Source organism: Tropicimonas sp. S265A, from assembly GCF_049800835.1.
Taxonomy (GTDB): domain Bacteria; phylum Pseudomonadota; class Alphaproteobacteria; order Rhodobacterales; family Rhodobacteraceae; genus Dinoroseobacter.
In genome coordinates this window covers 392,024-409,574 of sequence record NZ_JBNAFU010000001.1, presented here as the reverse complement: position 1 = coordinate 409,574, position 17,551 = coordinate 392,024, and the positions used below count along the sequence as shown (strand labels likewise).

The 17,551-nt window shown below is 63.2% G+C and carries 15 protein-coding genes; 8 read left to right on the top strand and 7 right to left on the bottom strand.

Going from position 1 to position 17,551, the window contains the following annotated elements; translation table 11 throughout:
- Positions 1 to 25 precede the first annotated feature (25 nt).
- Positions 26 to 1,501: a ribosome biogenesis GTPase Der gene (gene der / locus ACP15N_RS02015; RefSeq protein WP_425090546.1), complete on the top strand. Its 1,476-nt coding sequence runs from the start codon at positions 26 to 28 to the stop codon at positions 1,499 to 1,501.
- A 13-nt stretch (positions 1,502 to 1,514) separates the two neighbouring features.
- Here der and ACP15N_RS02010 read toward each other — a convergent pair whose 3' ends face one another.
- Positions 1,515 to 2,858, bottom strand: coding sequence for a M48 family metalloprotease (locus ACP15N_RS02010; protein WP_425090545.1), 1,344 nt, complete (start codon positions 2,856 to 2,858; stop codon positions 1,515 to 1,517).
- A 69-nt stretch (positions 2,859 to 2,927) separates the two neighbouring features.
- Here ACP15N_RS02010 and ACP15N_RS02005 point away from each other — a divergent pair, with 69 nt between their 5' ends.
- A complete protein-coding gene (locus ACP15N_RS02005; RefSeq protein ID WP_425090544.1) occupies positions 2,928 to 4,088 on the top strand; it encodes an aminotransferase class I/II-fold pyridoxal phosphate-dependent enzyme in 1,161 nt (386 codons plus the stop codon).
- A 60-nt stretch (positions 4,089 to 4,148) separates the two neighbouring features.
- Positions 4,149 to 5,387, top strand: coding sequence for an N-acetylmuramoyl-L-alanine amidase family protein (locus ACP15N_RS02000; protein WP_425090543.1), 1,239 nt, complete (start codon positions 4,149 to 4,151; stop codon positions 5,385 to 5,387).
- Here ACP15N_RS02000 and ACP15N_RS01995 read toward each other — a convergent pair.
- Positions 5,381 to 6,001, bottom strand: coding sequence for a class I SAM-dependent DNA methyltransferase (locus ACP15N_RS01995; protein WP_425090542.1), 621 nt, complete (start codon positions 5,999 to 6,001; stop codon positions 5,381 to 5,383). The two genes, ACP15N_RS02000 and ACP15N_RS01995, sit on opposite strands and share 7 nt — an antisense overlap.
- 167 nt (positions 6,002 to 6,168) lie before the next feature.
- Between ACP15N_RS01995 and ACP15N_RS01990 the strand changes: the two genes are divergently transcribed.
- The 5 genes from ACP15N_RS01990 to ACP15N_RS01970 all read left to right on the top strand — a co-directional run bounded on the left by ACP15N_RS01990 (position 6,169) and on the right by ACP15N_RS01970 (position 12,645).
- Entirely contained in the window at positions 6,169 to 8,685 is a 2,517-nt protein-coding gene (locus ACP15N_RS01990) for a penicillin-binding protein 1A (RefSeq protein ID WP_425090541.1), read from the top strand.
- Positions 8,686 to 8,765: 80 nt separating this feature from the next.
- A complete protein-coding gene (locus ACP15N_RS01985) occupies positions 8,766 to 9,467 on the top strand; it encodes a hypothetical protein (RefSeq protein ID WP_425090540.1) in 702 nt (233 codons plus the stop codon).
- 90 nt (positions 9,468 to 9,557) lie between these two features.
- On the top strand, positions 9,558 to 10,685 hold the full coding sequence (prfB, locus tag ACP15N_RS01980; protein WP_425090539.1) for a peptide chain release factor 2: 1,128 nt from the start codon (positions 9,558 to 9,560) through the stop codon (positions 10,683 to 10,685).
- 85 nt (positions 10,686 to 10,770) lie between these two features.
- Positions 10,771 to 11,775 (top strand): ABC transporter substrate-binding protein, encoded by a 1,005-nt coding sequence (locus ACP15N_RS01975; protein WP_425090538.1) that lies wholly within the window; start codon positions 10,771 to 10,773, stop codon positions 11,773 to 11,775.
- A 66-nt stretch (positions 11,776 to 11,841) separates the two neighbouring features.
- Complete coding sequence (locus ACP15N_RS01970) at positions 11,842 to 12,645, top strand: DUF2189 domain-containing protein (RefSeq protein WP_425090537.1); 804 nt, start codon at positions 11,842 to 11,844, stop codon at positions 12,643 to 12,645.
- Here the strand turns inward: ACP15N_RS01970 and ACP15N_RS01965 are convergent.
- The 5 genes from ACP15N_RS01965 to bcp all read right to left on the bottom strand — a co-directional run bounded on the left by ACP15N_RS01965 (position 12,626) and on the right by bcp (position 17,447).
- Positions 12,626 to 14,098 carry an MFS transporter gene (locus tag ACP15N_RS01965; RefSeq protein WP_425090536.1) on the bottom strand — a complete coding sequence of 491 codons (1,473 nt, stop codon included), beginning with the start codon at positions 14,096 to 14,098 and terminating at the stop codon, positions 12,626 to 12,628. The genes ACP15N_RS01970 and ACP15N_RS01965 overlap by 20 nt on opposite strands.
- An 18-nt stretch (positions 14,099 to 14,116) precedes the next feature.
- Positions 14,117 to 14,641, bottom strand: coding sequence for a bactofilin family protein (locus ACP15N_RS01960; RefSeq protein ID WP_425090535.1), 525 nt, complete (start codon positions 14,639 to 14,641; stop codon positions 14,117 to 14,119).
- A complete protein-coding gene (locus ACP15N_RS01955) occupies positions 14,631 to 15,959 on the bottom strand; it encodes a DUF5930 domain-containing protein (RefSeq protein ID WP_425090534.1) in 1,329 nt (442 codons plus the stop codon). The genes ACP15N_RS01960 and ACP15N_RS01955 overlap by 11 nt, the downstream gene beginning before the upstream one ends.
- Positions 15,960 to 16,140: 181 nt before the next feature.
- Complete coding sequence (locus ACP15N_RS01950; protein ID WP_425090533.1) at positions 16,141 to 16,989, bottom strand: ferritin-like domain-containing protein; 849 nt, start codon at positions 16,987 to 16,989, stop codon at positions 16,141 to 16,143.
- Positions 16,986 to 17,447, bottom strand: coding sequence for a thioredoxin-dependent thiol peroxidase (gene bcp, locus ACP15N_RS01945; RefSeq protein ID WP_425090532.1), 462 nt, complete (start codon positions 17,445 to 17,447; stop codon positions 16,986 to 16,988). The genes ACP15N_RS01950 and bcp overlap by 4 nt, the downstream gene beginning before the upstream one ends.
- Between the last annotated feature and the right edge of the window lie 104 nt (positions 17,448 to 17,551).

Here is a 17,551-nt window from a genome sequence, read left to right as displayed (position 1 = left end):
GGCGCCTTGAGACGGAGTGCGCGCAATGAGCTTTACCCTCGCCATAGTGGGGCGCCCGAATGTGGGCAAATCCACACTGTTCAACCGCTTGGTGGGCAAGCGGCTGGCGTTGGTTGACGACCAGCCCGGGGTCACGCGCGACCTGCGCGAAGGTCAGGCGCGTCTGGGCGATCTGCGCTTTACGGTGATCGACACCGCCGGGCTGGAGGAAGCCACGGATGACAGTCTGCAAGGACGCATGCGCAAACTCACCGAACGCGCGGTTGGCATGGCCGACGCCTGCCTGTTCGTGATCGATGCGCGTACCGGCGTGACCCCCGCCGACGAGGTCTTTGCCGACATTCTGCGCAAGGCCAATGCCAACGTGATCCTCGCCGCCAACAAGGCCGAGGGGCGCGCGGCGGATGCCGGGCTGTATGAAGCCTACGCGCTGGGGCTCGGCGATCCGATCCCGCTAAGCGCGGAGCACGGCGAAGGCATGGCGGAACTGGCCGGGGTGCTGATGCCGCTGGCGGAGAAGTTCGAAGCCGCACAAGACGCCGAAGTTGCCCCCGAGGTCGATGTCCTGCTGACCGAAGAAGAGGCCGAAGTCGAGGAGGAGGATGCGCCCGCGCTGCCGACCCGCGCCAAGCCGCTGCAAGTCGCCGTTGTCGGCCGTCCGAACGCGGGCAAGTCCACCTTGATCAACCAGTTGCTCGGAGAGGAACGACTGCTGACCGGCCCCGAGGCCGGGATTACCCGCGATGCAATCTCGCTCGGGCTTGATTGGGACGGGCTGCCGGTGCGCATCTTCGATACCGCGGGCATGCGTAAGAAGGCCAAGGTTCAGGAAAAGCTGGAGAAGCTGAGCGTTTCGGATGGCCTGCGCGCCGTTAAGTTCGCCGAGGTGGTCGTGGTTCTGCTGGACGCTGCCATTCCGTTTGAACAGCAGGACCTGCGGATTGCCGATCTGGCCGAGCGCGAGGGCCGTGCAGTGGTGGTGGCGGTCAACAAATGGGATATCGAGGACGACCGGCAGGGCAAGCTGAGGGAGTTGAAAGAGGCGTTCGAGAGGTTGCTGCCGCAATTGCGGGGGGCCCCGCTCGTGACGGTATCGGCGAAGACGGGCCGCGGGATGGACCGGCTGCGTGGCGCAGTGATCCGCGCCTATCAGGTCTGGAACAGGCGCGTTCCGACGGCGCAGCTCAACCGTTGGCTGGCTGCAATGATGGAGGCCCATCCGCCCCCCGCGCCAGGCGGGCGGCGCATCAAAATGCGGTATATGACCCAAGCCAAGACGCGCCCGCCCGGGTTCGTGGTCATGTGTTCTTATCCCGACAAGGTGCCTGATGCCTATAAACGCTATCTCGTCAACGGTTTGCGCGAGGATTTTGATATGCCCGGCACGCCGATCCGGATGACCTTGCGCAGTCAGGCCGACGCCAACCCGTACAAGGACCGCAAGAAATCCACCCCGTCGCGGTTGCGCAAGCATCTGGGCAAGCCGCCGCTGAAGGGATGAAAGCAGCGGTGCCTCAGCGTCTGGCTTTCGAGGATCGCTCTGCGCTGCGGATTATGTCCTGCGCGCGCCGCGCGCCAGGGCTGCCTGCCGGCAACAGTCCGGACGCCCGGCGGGCCTGAACAGCGGCGTCGTCAAGGCGACCGGCCAGCGCGTACCGCTCTGCCACCGTGATCGAGGCCATGCCGGATTGACCGGTTTCGGCGTAAGCCTGCGCCAGATCGCGCAGCAGACGCGGGTTTACGGGATCGCGACTGTAGGCGCGCTGCAATACGTTGAGCGCCTCGCGCGTGGCGCTGCTGGTCTTGAGCGCGAGCAACGCGCGCCCCAGCCCCGCCTGAATCTGCGCTTCGCGCGGGGCCAGTGCGACAGCGCGCCTGTAGGCTTCGACCGCTTGTGGGTAACGCCGCGATTCGAACAGGATCTGGCCGAGAAGCTCGTTGTAGTAAGGATCATTGGGACGCACCGACAGAAGCTTGTCCATTGTCGCAATGGCCCGTTCGGGGTCGGGGGTCTTGTGGTAAGCGATTGCACGCCGCATCAGGGCGACTTCGTCCGTTCGGTTGCCGATCCGACGCTGGGTCCAGTTCGGATTGCGCAGGAAAGCCGAAAGCTTGCCCTGCAACCGGGCGTACCAGTAGGCCGACGCGCTGCGGTCCCGATCGGGCACGTTGGCGGCGGCGGCCATGCCTTGGGCAGCGCGCAGCCGGTCGCGGGTGAGCGGGTGGGTGCGCACGTAAGGGTCCTGCCGGGCGGTGGTCAGAACCTCCTGACCACGAAACACTTCCATAACATCGACCAGAGCGCCCGGATCGATACCGGCACCGACCATGTAGCGTCCTGCGGACCGGTCGGCAGAGGCTTCCTCGGCGCGCGTATGGGCAAAAAAGGCACGACGCGCCGCATCTGCGGATCCGACGCCCAATCCGACGGCGGCCTCCGCGCTGCCGGTGGCGGCGGCGGCGGCCAGTGCGAGGGCAAGACCCACCCGCGCCATGCGCCCGGAGGCCTGAAGGTTCGCCGGACGGCGCGACAGGTGTCCGTTTGCAATGTGCGCGATCTCGTGGGCCAGTACAGCCTGCACCATTTCCGGTGTCTCCAAGCGGAACAGCAACCCACTGTGCAGGATGATGGTCTTTGGACCCGCGACGAAGGCATTCATCTTGCTGTCGTCGAGAATCCAGAAATTCATCCGCTGGTTGCCCAGCCCGGCCGCGTTCATCAGCGGCGCGGCCAGTTCGCGGAGCGAGCGTTCGATCTCGGCGTCCCGGATCAGCGACTGGCCATTGGCTGGCAGGGTGCTCACAACCGTTGCGCAGATCAGGCACAGCGTTGTCAGGAAGTGTTTGAGTTGGTGCATTGACCTCTGGACCGCAGATTGCGAAAGCTCGGGAGCGCGGGCACGCCGTGCGAAGTTAAGGGCTCCCTGATGCGAAACTCAAGCCGCTCCGACATCGATCCTTTCATTGTGATGGATGTGATGGAGGCCGCGCGGGCTGCCGAGGCAACGGGGCAAAGTGTCATCCACATGGAGGTCGGCCAGCCCGGCACGCCGGCCCCCGCCGCGGCGCGCACGGCGCTCGCCAGGGCCCTCGACACGCCACTGGGGTACACCGTCGCGTTGGGAGTGCCGGAACTGCGCGAAGGGATCGCGCGGCTTTACCAAAGGTGGTACGGCATCGACCTCAACCCGGATCGTGTGGTTGTCACGGCGGGGTCGTCGGCGGCATTCCTGCTGGCCTTCACAGCGCTTTTTGATGCGGGTGAACGGGTCGGCGTCGCGGAGCCCGGGTATCCGAGTTACCGCCAGATCCTGCGCGCCTTGTCTCTGGAGCCCGTGGGCCTTCCGACGCACGCTGCGGAAGGGCACCGCCTGCAACCGGACGCGGTGCGCGCCGCCGATATCGCCGGGGCCATTGTCGCTTCTCCGAACAATCCGACCGGGACGATGCTTGGACATGAGGGGCTGGCGGGGCTGGTTGAGGCATGCCAGTCGCAGGGTCGGGCGTTCATTTCGGACGAGATCTATCATGGTTTGCACTATGGCGCCCGCGCGGTCAGCGCACTTGAGGTGTCCGACGAGGTCTATGTCATCAACTCGTTTTCGAAGTATTTTTCGATGACCGGGTGGCGCCTTGGCTGGATGGTGGTGCCGCAGGATCACGTGCGCCGGATCGAGAGGCTGGCGCAAAACATGTTCATCTGCGCGCCGCATGCCGCACAGATCGCCGCGATTGGCGCGCTGTCGGGCGAGGCCGAGGCGGAGCTAGAGGGCAATCGCGCGGTTTATGCAGAAAACCGCCGGATCGTGACCGAGGCGCTGACTGCGATGGGCCTGACGCATTTTGCGCCGCCCGATGGCGCTTTTTATGTCTATGTCGATGTTTCGCATTTGAGTTCGGACACGCTCGCGCTGAGTCGTGAAATCCTCTCGACGGCAGGGGTGGCCGTGACACCCGGGCTTGATTTCGATGCCCTTCGGGGCGGAGGCATGCTGCGCCTGTCCTATGCGCGAGCCACCCGCGATGTCGCGGAGGGGATGTCCCGTCTGGCCGTTTTTTTTAACGCGCGGCAACCCTTGCGAGCGTAATCTCTGTTTTCGTTGCAGAAGTAACTGCGTATAGTCGCCCAAAAAAATCAAGGCGATCGAATGAGCAGGTCAGTATCGAGTTTTTGCGCGGCGCTTGCAGTGCTGCTGGCCTCGCTGGGTTCGGCACCGGCGCAGGACTTGCATGCGCTAGCCCGTATCGATGAAGGCTATTCCAGTCTGAGCACCACCGCGGAGGGCGTCATGCTGGTGCTCGGGCTGTCTCAGCCGGTGCCCTATCGCATCGAAACCCGCCTGAACCCGATGCGCGTGGTGATCGAGTTTCGGGAAGTGGATTTTTCCGGTGCCGCGCCGGAAAGTTACCTGGGCACCGCGGGCGTCGAGCGGGTGTCCGCCAGCATGGCCCGCGAGGGATGGTCGCGGCTGGAATTGTTCCTGTCGGAGCCGATGGCCCTGGCCGAGGCCGAAATGCTCGTGGACGAAGGGGTGGGAACGGCTCTGCTGGAGATCACGCTGACAGCCGTTGATGAAGTGACATTTCTTGCCGATGCCGCGCGGGGCGATCTGGGAGTGACCGAAGATCAGCCGACCCCGGTGGAACAGGAGGCCCTTGCCGTGACACGCCAGCGCGGCGACCGCCCCTTGATCGTCATGCTGGACCCGGGGCATGGCGGGTTTGATCCGGGCGCGGAGCGGGATGGATATACCGAAGCCGACTTAATGCTTCAGTTCGCGCGCGAGTTGCAGGATCACCTCGTACGCAACGCCGGTTATACGGTCCTGATGACCCGGACGGAGGATGAGTTCGTCCCGTTGCCCGAACGCGTCGCGCGGGCGCGCGCGGCGGGGGCGGATGTCTTTTTGTCGTTGCATGCCGATGCCCTGATTGCCGGAGAGGCGTCGGGCGCACGGGTCTACACCTTGTCGGATGTGGCCTCGGACGCGGCCTCGGCCCGGCTTGCCGAACAACTGGATCGCGCGAGCTTGTTGGCCGGCATGGACCTGACCGCGCAGGACGACACGGTGGCGACGGCATTGATGGATCTGGCCCGCACCGAAGTCCGCCCAAGATCCAACCGGTTGGCGGACGCTTTGGTGGAAGGGATCACCGAAACGGTCGGCGAAATGCATCAACGTCCGCGCCTTTCTGCTGATTTTTCCGTGTTACGGGCCCCCGACATCCCATCGGCTTTGATCGAGCTTGGGTTTCTGAGCTCTGACAGCGATCTGGAACGCCTGCTCTCCGAAGAGTGGCGAATGCAGTTGGCCGAAGGGATTCGCACCGCGCTCGAAAGATGGGCCATCGGAGATGCCGCCGAAGCGGACCTGATCCGTCAGTAACCGCGCCTGCCGGTCTTGCGGCACACCCACCAACTGTGGCGGTCCAGATCGGGATCGTTCGGGCGAAACAAGACAACCTCGAACCCCGCAGCGCGCAGCATGCGCCGGTAGGTGAGCGGCGCGTGGCTGGCGTGGTACACAGCCCCTCCGGCGGCATGCCCGACAGCTTCGCCGCGTGTCGGACCCGTGGAAAAGATCAACAGGGCGTTTGGGGCGGCATGGTTCGCAAAAATAGGAAACATGCCTGCCTGCGCGCGGTGCGAAAGATGAAAGAAGCTGTCCCAGGCCAGCAGCACGTCGAACTGCCTGCGCATGGCGAGGTGGCGCATGTCTGCCAGATGTAAGCGGGCTCCGGGAACGTCGGCACGGTAGAATGCCAGCATGGTCGGAGCGGCATCCGTGCTTGTCATCATGAACCCGCGCCGAGCCAGCCACCATGCAAGCGGCATGCCCGTCCCGCAACCGATATCCAGAACGCGGCGACCTTTCGCTTCGCGCTGAAGGCGTCGGAGCATCGGAAGCTCCCACAAGGAGGTCCCTCGCGCGCGCGCAAAGATGTGTGCGCCTTCGGTGTAGGTTTGGATGATCTGTTCAGGTCCCGGTCTGGGTGCCATCTTTTTTTGCCCTTCCGAGTGCGCAGGCTCGCGCGGATGTGATGCAGAGGCGGCGGCGTGTCGCGCAGGGCCTGCGGTATTTACGCGCCGTCAGACGGTTGTGCTTTTGACCGGACGCTCCGAGATCGGTATAGACTGACACGATAACGAAGCATGGGGCAGCTGTGTTGATCCGGTTCATTCTTGGCGTTTTCGGCGCCATCTTTACCACTCTGACGCTGGGGCTTTTTGCCGTGGCGCTGACGGTGGGGGCTGTGCTGTGGATGTACGGGCGCGATCTGCCGGATACCGAGGCCCTTGCGCAGTATGCCCCGCCCACGATCAGCCGCGTCTATTCCAGCGAAGGCGCCTTGATGGACGAGTTCGCGCGCGAACGGCGGGTGTTCGCACCGGCCGATGAAATCCCCGATCTGGTCAAGCAGGCGTTCATTTCTGCGGAAGACAAGAATTTCTACAGCCACAAGGGTTACGATCCGCGCGGGATCGCGGCGGCAGCGTACGAGGCGGCCACTGGCGGGCGCTTGCGTGGTGCGTCGACGATCACGCAGCAGGTGATGAAGAATTTCCTACTGGGGGGGGAGCGGTCCGCAGAGCGCAAGATCAAGGAAATCATCCTGTCGGCCCGCATCGAGGAAACGCTCGAGAAAGAGGATATCCTCGAACTGTACCTCAACGAAATCTTCCTTGGTCAGAACAGCTTCGGTGTCGCGGCGGCGGCACAGACCTATTTCAACAAGGCGCTGGCCGAACTGGAGATCCACGAGGCGGCGTATCTTGCGGCCTTGCCCAAGGAACCCTCGAACCTTCATCCGGTGCGCGACCGCGAAGAGGCCACGGGCCGACGCAATTTCGTGCTGCGCGAGATGTTCGAGAACGGCTACATCACGGCAGATGCCTATCAGACCGCCCGTGAAATGCCGCTGGAATCCGTGCAAAGCGGGGCCTACGCGAGTTTTCGCAGTTCACTCCCGCCCCGCGATTACTTCACCGACGAGATCCGGCGCCAGTTGTCGGGGCGTTTTGGTGAAGAAGAGTTCTTTACCGGCGGTCTGACCATTCGCGCCACGGTCGATCCGCTTTTGCAACGCAGTGCGGCCAAGGCTCTGCAGGACGGGCTGGAGAAATACGACCGATCTCGCGGTGTTTATCGGGGCCCCTCCGAGCGGATCTCCGAAGCTGAACTTGGCACTTGGCGCGAGGCCCTCTCGGACCTGCGCGTGCCGCGCGATATTGCGGGCTGGCGCGCGGCAGTTGTGCTGGGGTTTGATGGCGGCGATGCCATCCTCGGCGTGGAGGGCATTCCCGGAGACGCCGAACGCCTGCCTGCGCGTGACGTGCGGTGGGCGCGCCCGCGGCGCGAGGGTGGGGGGCTTGGCCCGCAGGCGCGCACCGCGTCCGATCTGCTGGCCGTTGGGGATGTGATCCATGTGACAGATGGCGAGAACGGCTGGTCCCTGCGCCAGATCCCAGAAGTGCAGGGTGGCTTCATGGCGATGGACGTGAACACGGGGCGCGTTCTGGCGATGCAGGGCGGGTTCTCTTACCAGTCATCCGTCTTCAATCGTGCCACGCAGGCCACACGCCAGCCAGGGTCGAGCTTCAAGCCGCTGGTCTACGCCGCCGCGCTGGACACGGGCTATTCGCCGGCGACCATCGTGATCGATGCCCCGATCGAGATTGACACCGGCGGTGGCATCTGGCGGCCGAAAAACGCCTCCAACCAGTTCTACGGACCGACACCACTGCGCACCGGGATCGAACGGTCGCGGAACCTTATGACCGTGCGGCTTGCGCAAGAGGTCGGCATGGAAACAGTTGCGCGCTACGCTGAACAGTTCGGTGTCTATGACAAGCTTGAACCGTTTCTGGCCAATGCCCTGGGGTCGCAGGAAACAACCCTGTTCAACATGGTGGCCGCATACGCGATGTTCGCCAATGGCGGCGAACGCGTGGAACCGACGCTCGTGGACCGCGTACAGGACCGCTGGGGCGAGACGGTCTACCGTCATGACCGCCGCGAATGCCTCGATTGTATGGAAGCCAGCCTGCCCGATGGCGAGGCACCGCGCATCAAGTCGAACCGCGCGCGGGTCATCGACCCGATCACAGCTTACCAGCTGACCTCCATGATGCGGGGGGTTGTGGACCGGGGCACGGCGGCGCGAACGGTTAACCTGCCGGTGCCGATCGCTGGAAAGACCGGCACCACCAATGACGCCAAGGATGTCTGGTTTGTCGGGTTTTCATCGAACATCGTCGCGGGCTGCTACATCGGATACGACATCCCGCGCACGCTCGGGCGCGGTGCGTCGGGTGGCGGCATGTGCGGCCCGGTGTTTAATGATTTCATGACCGTGGCGGTTGAGGAATACGGTGGTGGCCGGTTCAAGGTGCCCGATGGCGGAACCTTCGTGAAAATCGACCGGATCACCGGTGGGCGCGTGGATGACGATGCCTCTGGTGCACAGGTCGTCGCGGAACTCTTCCGTGCGGGCGAAGAGCCGTTCTACGGCGTGGGCGCGGCCATCGACGGTGGGTTTGCAATGGGGTCCAACTTACCGCTGTTCACACCGCCACAGGACACGCAGCAGGGCGGGACAGAGGTTGTCACGTCCACTGGGCGGACGGCCGTGGTGCCTGAGAAAGCCAATGTCGGCACCGTAACGGCGGGCGGGCTTTACTAAGGGCGTATGCCTTAGCTTTGACTTCGTGGTTTTCGATCTAGGTCGATGTCTTGGGGGCGGAACGAAGCTCAGGAGGTGACATGTACGCCTTTGCCTGGCCCATACTCAAAGCCAATGCCGTGATCCTGATCGCCGCTGCCATTGCGCTTGCGGTGCTTGAGATGATGCTCCCGGGCGAAATGCCCTTGGGCGGCGTGCTGGCCGGGTATGGACTGGTGGCTTACCTGGCCCACCGTACTGCAGTGCTGGGGCCACCGCCATCAGGTCAGGCACGCGAGGTATTCGAGTTGTCTTCAAAGTGGCCGTTCCTTTGGCGCTATTTCGCGACCGTCCCGTTCGTTGCTGCGGTGATGCTGGCTGTTTTGTTCATGGCGTCGCCGTTGCTCGCACTGGAAAACGAAACGGCCCGCATTTTTGTGCTTGGTGTCTCGGTGTCGGTCGGATTGCTGCTCTTTGCGCTGGTTCTGGCCCAGTTCGGTACCGTGTTTCCGGCTGCCGCCACCGGGGGCGACAAACGTCTCGCCAGTGCCTCGCGGCGCGGACGATTGACCTTCTGGCGCACAATGGCGCGGTTTCTGATCGGCCCGGCGCTCTGCACGACCCTCGGTCTGGCGATCCTATCGGTCGCTGTCGACGCCCTGCCGACGTATCGCGGCACCTTCGACCTGTTTGTCTTTCTTCTTTCGATGGCAGGCTGGCTGCTGGGGCTCATCAACACGGTCCTCGCTGCCGTTGTCCTAAGCCTCGCGTATCTGGAGGCAGAGGCAACGCCCGCCGAATAGCCCCGGACCCTTGAGTGTCGCGCGGGGTTTGGCTACATCCGAAAGCCGGGGGGCGCTGACGCTCTCCACCGAGGTTGGAAGGCAATCCCCATGCGCGCAGACGCCCAGAACGCCGTTGAGGCCATTGAGAAATCGCTGAAACTGCTTGAGCAGCGGCTGGACTATGAGACCGCGCCGCACCGGCTCGAAGAGTTCAACGCGATGATCGAGGATCCCGATCTGTGGAACGATCAGGCGCGGGCGCAGAAGCTCATGCGCGAGCGACAGCTGCTCGTCGATGCAATCTCGACCTTTGAGGGCATCAAGCAGGAGCTTTCCGACAATGTGGAACTGATCGAGCTTGGCGAGATGGAAGACGATGCCGATGTCGTTGCCGAGGCCGAAACAGCACTCAAGGCACTGGAGACGAAAGCTGCCGCGAAGGAGTTGGAGGCGCTGCTCGACGGGGAAGCGGACAGCAACGATACGTTCCTCGAAATCAACTCCGGGGCAGGGGGCACTGAAAGTTGCGACTGGGCGTCGATGCTCGCGCGCATGTATGTGCGGTGGGCGGAAAAGCAGGGCTACGAGGTGGAGCTGCAATCGGAAACGCAGGGTGAAGAGGCCGGCATCAAGTCCGCCGCCTACAAGATCAGCGGACACAATGCCTATGGTTGGCTGAAATCCGAATCCGGCGTGCACCGTTTGGTACGCATCAGCCCCTATGACAGTTCTGCGCGGCGGCACACCTCGTTCAGTTCAGTCTGGGTTTATCCCGTTGTGGACGACAATATCGAGATTGAGGTGAACCCGGCAGACATCCGGATCGATACTTACCGGTCTTCGGGCGCGGGCGGGCAGCACGTGAACACTACGGACTCTGCTGTACGGATTACTCACAATCCGACCGGTATCGTCGTCACCAGTTCCGAAAAGTCCCAGCACCAGAACCGCGATATCGCCATGAAGGCCCTGAAATCGCGGCTCTATCAAATGGAGTTGGATCGCCGGAACGCTGCGATCAACGAAGCGCATGAGAACAAGGGCGATGCGGGCTGGGGGAACCAGATCCGGTCCTACGTGTTGCAGCCCTATCAGATGGTCAAGGATCTGCGAACGGGGTTCGAGACCTCGGACACAAGCGGGGTTCTCGACGGGGATCTCAATGCGCTCATGGCGGCGACATTGGCCCAGCAAGTTGCCGGAAAAAGTCGCAGCGAGGCCCAGGGCGACGACTGACGCGCTTGCGAAACGCGCCTGAACTGCATTGCACTCTACCTCATCGGCAGCCGCAGGAGTGCGGCCCGATATAGGAGAGATGACAATGACACGTGTTTTATCCTGTACCAGTCTGACGCGGCGCAACGCGCTGCAATTGGGGGCTGCGGCCCTTGCGACACCATTCATCGCCGGGCGCGCCCGCGCTGCGCAAACCCTTACGTTCCAACTGGACTGGAAATTCAACGCCCAGTTCGCCGGCCTGTTCATGGCGAAAGCCGAGGGGCTGTATGCCGACGCCGGACTGGATGTGGACATTCGACCATGGGGCGACGGGATCAACGTGGCATCCGAGGTTGCCGAGGGGCGCGCGCAGATGGCCTGTGCCGAACAGAACCTTATCCTCGGCGCACAAGCAGGGGGCGCCCCGATCAAGGCCGCCGCCACGATGTTCCAGGCTTCGCCTTACGGGTTGATGGCCCCGGCGGGCGCTGGTCTGACCGGATTGGATGCGCTTGGCGGCAAGACGGTCGGTGTGCACGTGGACGGGCTCAAGGTCATGGCGCTGGTCAAGGGGGTGAACGGGATCGAGGATATCGAGGTCGTCGAGATTCCCTACGCCGACAAGTTCGACCGAGCGGCATCGGGCGAGATGTTCGCGGTGCAGTGCTACGTCATCGACGAACCGATCGGCGTAGAGGCCGCCTACGGCGCAGCACCTGAGGTGCTGAAGCTGTCCGATCACGGTCTGCTGTCCACCGCACAGACGATCCTGGTGTCCGATGCGATGCTGGCGGATGCGCCCGAGACCGTTGCAAGCTTTCTCGATGCCACGTTCGAAGGGTGGGCGCGCGTGCTCGCGGACAAACCAGCCGCGGCCGAAATGGTGGTGGCGCAGTTTGTGCCGGAGGGGTCGCCCTACAAGGACGTTGCCTACCAGACCCGCACGCTGGAACTTCTGGAGCCCTATGTCACAGGCGGCGCGGACGATATCGGCGTGATTGACCGTCAGATGTGGGTCGCGGCAGCAGAACGCATGGCAGAATACGGGATCGTGGCCGATCTGCCCGACCTGTCTCAGACGCTGGCAGAGACCGCCTTTGTCAGCTGACACTGCCGATCCGGGCTTGGCCGCATAGCGGCTTGCTTGCTAAGCTTGCGCCAAGGAGGACCGACCATGGCGCAAGCAACCCACCCCGAAGATACGTCCGATGCAGGTCCTGTCACGGTCACGGTGAACACGGTCGAGGTCAGCGACGTCAAAGCGGCCCTTGCCGCCGGGTGGGCGGATTTCAAGGCGGCCCCGGCCTTCGGCCTGTTCTTCAGCGCAGTCTATGTTTTTGGCGGCATCGCGATGGTGTACATCCTGCTGGCGACGGGAAAGTCATGGGCAACGCTTCCGATAATTGTCGGCTTTCCCCTGATCGGCCCATTTGCCGCCGTGGGGCTTTACGAGGTCAGCCGTCGCCTGCAATGCGGTGAACCGCTGGACTGGGGCGGGGTTCTTGGGGTTGTCGTGCGCGAGCGCAGCCGGCAAATGCCATCCATTGCCGCCGTGATCCTGATCTTCTTTCTGTTCTGGAACTTCCTCGCGCACATGATTTTCGCGCTGTTTCTTGGCCTTCAGGTCATGACCAACGTCACATCCTCCTTCGGTGTGTTCCTGACTCCGAATGGCTTGATGATGCTGGCGGTCGGCACGGCGGTCGGGGCGGTCTTGTCATTCGTGCTCTATGCAATCACGGTTGTGAGCCTGCCGCTCCTGCTGGATGCGGAGGTTGATTTCGTCACAGCCATGATCAAGAGCTTTTCTGCGGTCACCGAGAACCTGGGTGTCATGCTGGTCTGGGCCGCGATTGTTGCTGCACTTCTGGTCGCCGCGATGATCCCCGCATTTCTCGGGTTGTTTCTGGTCCTGCCGTTGCTGGGGCACGCCACGTGGCATCTGTACCAGCGGGTTCTTACGGTGTCCGGAGCCTGAAGACGGCCCAAGCCGCCGCCAGGGCCGCCAGGACCGCAGAGGCGAGCGATACAGCCGTGAACCCGGCGTTCAGGGCGCTCAGGTGGTGTGCGCCATCGGCGGCAGCGCCGAAACTGGCCGTTCCCCCGCACGCGGCATAGGTCGCGGCGGCGAGCGTGCCCATAGAGGCGACCGCGCACAAGCCTGCCACGCGACTAACCGCATTGTTGATCCCAGAGGCCGCCCCGGTCGCGTCTTCCGGGACCGAGGCCATCACCACGCTCGACAACGGAGCCACCGCAAGCGCAAGGCCAAACCCCATCAACGCACAAAGCGGCACTGTCGCGGCCCAGAACGCCTGCGAAGGGGCGCTGAGCCCAAGTCCGGCAAAGGCAACCGCAACGATGGCAGCCCCGGTGCCGATGAACTTGTGCGCACCGTGGGCTTCCGCCCATTTGCCCGAAAGCGGAGACAGGATGGCGATAAAGACGGTCATGGGAACGAAGGCGAGGCTGGCCTCGAACGCGCTGAGACCCCAGCCGGAAATGACCGTCATGGGCAGATAGAACAGGACTGCGGACAACGCAAAATAGAGCGCGAAGGTGATCAGGTTGGCCGCTGAAAACGCGCGGGACCAGAACAGGCGCAGAGGCATCATCGGATGCGGGCTGCGTGCCTCCACCAACAGGAACCCCGCAAAGACACCAAGGCCGGCACCAGACCAAACCAACATCGCACGGTCGATAGCCGACCCGTGTTCGGCCCCCGAAAGCCCGTAGGCCAAGAGCCCGAGCCCAAGCGTTGCGAGCACGGCGCCCGGCACATCGAGGCGCGTACTCGATTCGCCGCCAACGGGCGTGGTTCTGGTGAGCAGAAGCCAGACGGCGATTGCGCCGAGCGGCAGGTTGAGCGCAAAGATCATCCGCCAGGCGCTCGCCCCGGCCACATCCAGCAGCGCGCCGCCCAACACCGGGCCAACGGCCGTGGTCAGGGCTGAGGCCGCCGCCCAGGTGCCGATCGCACGCCCGCGCGCGTCGGCGGGATAGGCCTGGGCGATTATCGCCAGCGATCCCGGAACCATCACGGCAGCGGTTACGCCCTGCAAGGCGCGCGCCACGATCAAACTGTCGGCGGTGGGGGCGATGGAGCAGGCGATCGACGTGATCACGAAGCCTGCGATGGACAGGGTAAAGACGCGCGAGACACCGAACCTGTCGGCCAGCGCTCCGCCGACAAGCAACAGGGCCGATAGCGTCAGCAAGTACGCGTTCGAGATCCACAGGACCTGCGTCAACGATGCGTCAAGGTCTGCACGAATGGCAGGCATCGCCACCGATACGACGGAGCCATCTATAAACCCCATGGCCGATGCGAGTATGGCGGCCATCAAGACAAACTTGCGCGCCTCCGTCGAACAGAGACGCGCATTATGGGCTTGGGACTTGTCAGGACACAGGTGCGGGGGCGCCGACACGGCCCCGCGCCTTCGTCCTCAGGCGCCGGTTTTCTGTGCCGGGGCGGCTGCGGCAGGCGCAGGCTTGGGGGCCGGTGCCGACTTCTTCTGGGTTGCGGTGCCGAGCGGATCGTCCTGACGTTGTACGGACCCTTCGAAATGCGCGCCGCTTTCGATGGCGATGGTCTTGTGGATGATGTCGCCCTCGACCCGTGCGGAAGATGTCAAACGCACCTTCAGGCCACGCACCCGACCAATGACGCGACCATTGACGATCACGTCGTCTGCGACGACTTCGCCGTTGATCGTGGCGCCTTCGCCGACAGTCAGAAGATGCGCGTAGATGTCGCCTTCGACCTCGCCTTCGATCTGGATGTCACCCGATGTCCGGAGGTTCCCCACCACCTTGAGGTCCGATGACAGGATCGACGGAGGGGCTTTCGGCTTGGCAGTGGCAACCGGCGAGGTTTGCGACAGTGTCGGGCGCGGGGCCTCGGGCGCTGCGCCTGTGTCTGCGTCATCGGCCTTTGGACCGGGTTCATTGATTCGTGATTTAGAGAACATCTTTGCCTGCCCTGATAAACGTCATGGGATTTACGGGTTTCCCGGATTCGTGCACCTCGTAGTGCAGATGAACCCCGGTCGACCGACCAGTGCTTCCCATATCACCGATCCGATCCCCGCGCGAGACCCGTTGACCCTCTTTCACACGCAATTTCGTCATATGTGCATAGAGTGTCTCATACCCGAAGGCGTGTTTGATGCGCACCATGCGCCCGAAGCCGCGATGCCAGCCCGCCTTGACCACCACGCCCTCCGCCGTGGCGTAGATCGGTGTCCCCAGAGGCGCGGCAAAATCCGTACCCTTGTGCATACGCGTTCCCCCGCCCTTGGGGTCGCGACGATACCCGAACGGGCTGGTGAAGCGGAAGCTGCTTTGCACCGGCATGGCGAAGGGCAGTTTGTCGACCGCGATGCGGTGCAGGTTCAGGCGGTCCAGTCCGACGAGAATTTCCCGTGTCCGAAAGCTCAACTCGTCTTGTGGTAACCCGCGGGTCGACAGGGTCTGCGCGACCAGCGGGCCGCCCTGGCCCGAGTAGCCGCGGCGCACTTCCTGGAGGATGCGATCCGGCGAGAGACCGACCTCGCGGAACATCGCCTCCAGCGGTTCAACGGAAACGGCGACCGCCTCTTCAAGGGTCTGGAAAATGCGATCGTTGCGTTCTTCGGAGATCTGGCTTGTCAGCAAAAGCTCTTCGACCTCGGCCATGGCCAGCGCATAATCGGCGTCGAGCGTATCGCGATCCTCGGCTGTGCGGCCCAACGTGGCGGTCAGGAACCCCAGCGTAGCTTCAAGGTCCCGGATGCGTGCCTTGTCGGTTTTCTCAGAACCGGTGGCTTCCGCCAGCTCGGCCATGGCCTCCTGCGCCTGCGCGCGGGCCTGATCTCTTTGGTCAACGGCCGTGCGCAAGGTGGATTGAACGGCCTCGACCGTGTTCTCCAACTCGGCGCGTCGCTCTTCGGATTCCAGAAGCCGCGTCTGCATCTCGCTGACCTGACGCAGCGCCAGGTTAAACCGTTCCTGTGCGGCGATCGCCTCGGCCAGCCGCGCATCGCGATCCTCCGAAAGGTTGTTGAGGCGCTCTGAGTAGACCTGCTGTTCGCGCAGCGCCTGCTCACGCGCGCTTCCAGAGCCGAGCGCCTCGAAGATCACCATGGAGGAGGCGAGGGCAGTCCACCCCAGCAATACTGCTGCACCAGCGACCATGCCGATCTGCGTACCTGTCCCGAGCCGCACGAAGCGGGTCGCACTGTCCGACTTCAAGAAAAGGCGCTTCTCAGGAAACATCGTTTCCAAGCGCTTGCCCAACCGTGTGTTCACCACGTTACCTCAGTTCCCCAAATGCGCCCCGGTTTCGCGTGTGACCGTGTTACGCAATCCGGTTAAGGGGTAGGAGAAGTAACGTCGCACACGCAAGGATTTTGGGCGGCTCGGCCAAAAACGGCGCTCTTTTACGCAGGAATCGGCAGGTTTCCGCCGAAACGCCGAGGTCTCGGCGCTGCTAGAGTTGCTCGACCTGCGCAACTGGGTCTGTCAGCGGCCAGTAGAAGTCAGGTGGCAGGCCGGCTTCGGCGCGTTTTTCTTCGTTGAATGGCGGTTTCAGCGTGGCGTGGAAATACCTGCGAACAAGCGTGTGAAATGCATCCTTGGGGTCGATATCCGCGCGTCCGCAGAGAAAGTGAAACCATTTTGCCCCGTACGCAACATGGCCGACCTCCTCGCCATAAATGACCTTGAGCGCCTCCGCGGACTGGTCTTCGTTGGCCTTCTCGAAGATCGCGATCATGCCAGGTGTGACATCCAGCCCGCGTGCCTCCAGCACCATGGGAACGACGGCCAGGCGCCCCAGTAGGTCCTGCGCCGTGTCTTCCGCCGCGCGCCACATGCCCGCATGGGCGGGCAACGCGCCGTAAAAACTGCCCGCAGCTTCAAGACAGTCGCACATCAAATTGAAATGTTTGGATTCTTCATCAGCGGCCTTGACCCAGTCGTCATAGTAGCCGACCGGCATGGGCGTGTCGGTAAATCGCGCGATGATGTCCCAGTGCAGGTCCACTGCGTTCAGTTCGATGTGCGCAACCGCATGCAGCAAGGCGATGCGTCCCTCTGGTGTACCGGGGCGCCGTCGCGGGACGTCGCGGGGCGATAGCAACTCCGGCCGATCGGGACGGGCAGGCATATCGGGCGGCGAGGCGGTCCCGATCTCCATCGGTGCGTTGTTCGCCCGGGTGGCGAACCATTTTGCGGCACAGGCGCGGCTGAGCGCCGTTTTCTCCCGACCGTCGGGTGTGCGCAAAACGGCGTCTGCGCAGCCCGCCAGCGTTTCAGGCAGCGTCTTGGGAAACGTCACAGGGCCTTTACCGCCTCGAGCACGGCATCGACATGGCCCGGAACTTTCACCTTGCGCCAGATCTGCGCGACCTTGCCCTCGCCGTCGATCAGAAAAGTCGCGCGTTCGATCCCCATGTATTTCTTGCCGTACATCTGTTTTTCGACCCAGGTCCCCCATGTCTCGCAGACATCTGTTTCCGCGTCGCTGAGCAGGTGCACTCCGAGGTCATGCTTGTCGCGAAACTTGTCGAGCTTCTTGACGGGATCCTTTGAAATACCGAGAATTTTTGCGCCTGCCGCCTCGAATGCGGCAAGGTTTTCCGTGAATCCGATGGCCTGTTTGGTACAGCCGGACGTGTCGGCCTTGGGATAGAAATAGACCACGACCGCGCTGGGGCGGAGCCCGGACAGGGTGATGGTGTCGCCGCCATTGGCGGGCAGGGTGAAGTCGGGGGCAATCTGGCCGGTTTCTATCATGCTATCCTCGCTGTAGACTTTGTGCGGACACTAGCGGAGAACAGTCTGAAAGAAAGGGCGCGGGCCGAGAAATCGAGCGCGCCGCGCATGACGATGCGACGCCA

What these genes read in the sequence shown, in the direction of transcription:
- der (WP_425090546.1), top strand. Translation starts at nt 26, where the DNA reads ATGAGCTTTACCCTCGCCATAGTGGGGCGCCCGAATGTGGGCAAATCC.
- ACP15N_RS02010 (WP_425090545.1), bottom strand. Translation starts at nt 2,858, where the DNA reads ATGCACCAACTCAAACACTTCCTGACAACGCTGTGCCTGATCTGCGCA.
- ACP15N_RS02005 (WP_425090544.1), top strand. Translation starts at nt 2,928, where the DNA reads ATGCGAAACTCAAGCCGCTCCGACATCGATCCTTTCATTGTGATGGAT.
- ACP15N_RS02000 (WP_425090543.1), top strand. Translation starts at nt 4,149, where the DNA reads ATGAGCAGGTCAGTATCGAGTTTTTGCGCGGCGCTTGCAGTGCTGCTG.
- ACP15N_RS01995 (WP_425090542.1), bottom strand. Translation starts at nt 6,001, where the DNA reads ATGGCACCCAGACCGGGACCTGAACAGATCATCCAAACCTACACCGAA.
- ACP15N_RS01985 (WP_425090540.1), top strand. Translation starts at nt 8,766, where the DNA reads ATGTACGCCTTTGCCTGGCCCATACTCAAAGCCAATGCCGTGATCCTG.
- prfB (WP_425090539.1), top strand. Translation starts at nt 9,558, where the DNA reads ATGCGCGCAGACGCCCAGAACGCCGTTGAGGCCATTGAGAAATCGCTG.
- ACP15N_RS01975 (WP_425090538.1), top strand. Translation starts at nt 10,771, where the DNA reads ATGACACGTGTTTTATCCTGTACCAGTCTGACGCGGCGCAACGCGCTG.
- ACP15N_RS01970 (WP_425090537.1), top strand. Translation starts at nt 11,842, where the DNA reads ATGGCGCAAGCAACCCACCCCGAAGATACGTCCGATGCAGGTCCTGTC.
- ACP15N_RS01960 (WP_425090535.1), bottom strand. Translation starts at nt 14,641, where the DNA reads ATGTTCTCTAAATCACGAATCAATGAACCCGGTCCAAAGGCCGATGAC.
- bcp (WP_425090532.1), bottom strand. Translation starts at nt 17,447, where the DNA reads ATGATAGAAACCGGCCAGATTGCCCCCGACTTCACCCTGCCCGCCAAT.